Below are 618 nucleotides of genomic sequence, written 5' to 3'. Positions count from 1 at the left end.
ACCACTGATAGTCCATGCCCCAGAGCCATCAGCCGTCACAGTACGCGATTGGTTATTCGAACCATCGCTGATAGTCACACTGACACTGGCATTGGCTTCCGCCCCAGAGCCGGTGATCAATACACTGTCATCTTCTACGGCATTGATCCGGCCATCAACCTCAATCGGGGTCGTTATGGTCAAGGCATTCGGTGCTGCGTTATCTAAAATCACCGCGGTGCTGGCTGCACTGGAAGTATTACCCGCCGCATCACTTTGTGTGGCGCTGACGGTGAGCGTGCCATCGTTAAAGCTGCTGACATCAAACTCACTACCACTGATAGTCCATGCCCCAGAGCCATCGGCCGTCACGGTACGTGATAAGTTATTCGCGCCATCGCTGATAGTTACACTGACACTGGCATTGGCTTCTGCGCCAGAGCCGGTGATCAATACACTGCCATCTTCTACAGCATTGATCCGGCCATCAACCTCAATCGGGGTGGCAATCGTTAAGGCATTCGGTGCTGCGTTATCTAAAATCACTGAGGTGCTGGCTGCAGTTGAGGTGTTACCCGCCGCATCACTTTGTGTGGCGCTGACGGTGAGCGTGCCATCATTAAAGCTGCTGACATCAAA

At 53.2% G+C, this 618-nt stretch carries 1 protein-coding gene; it reads right to left on the bottom strand.

Going from position 1 to position 618, the window contains the following annotated elements; translation table 11 throughout:
* Window positions 1-618: Ig-like domain-containing protein (locus H5203_RS22540; protein WP_182820381.1), on the bottom strand; the 618-nt coding region annotated here is incomplete at both ends.

It is taken from the genome of Pseudoalteromonas sp. SG41-1 (assembly GCF_014164575.1).
GTDB lineage: Bacteria > Pseudomonadota > Gammaproteobacteria > Enterobacterales > Alteromonadaceae > Pseudoalteromonas > Pseudoalteromonas rhizosphaerae.
The sequence above is the reverse complement of the archived record's forward strand: the minus strand, read 5'-3'. Positions and strand labels throughout refer to the sequence as shown.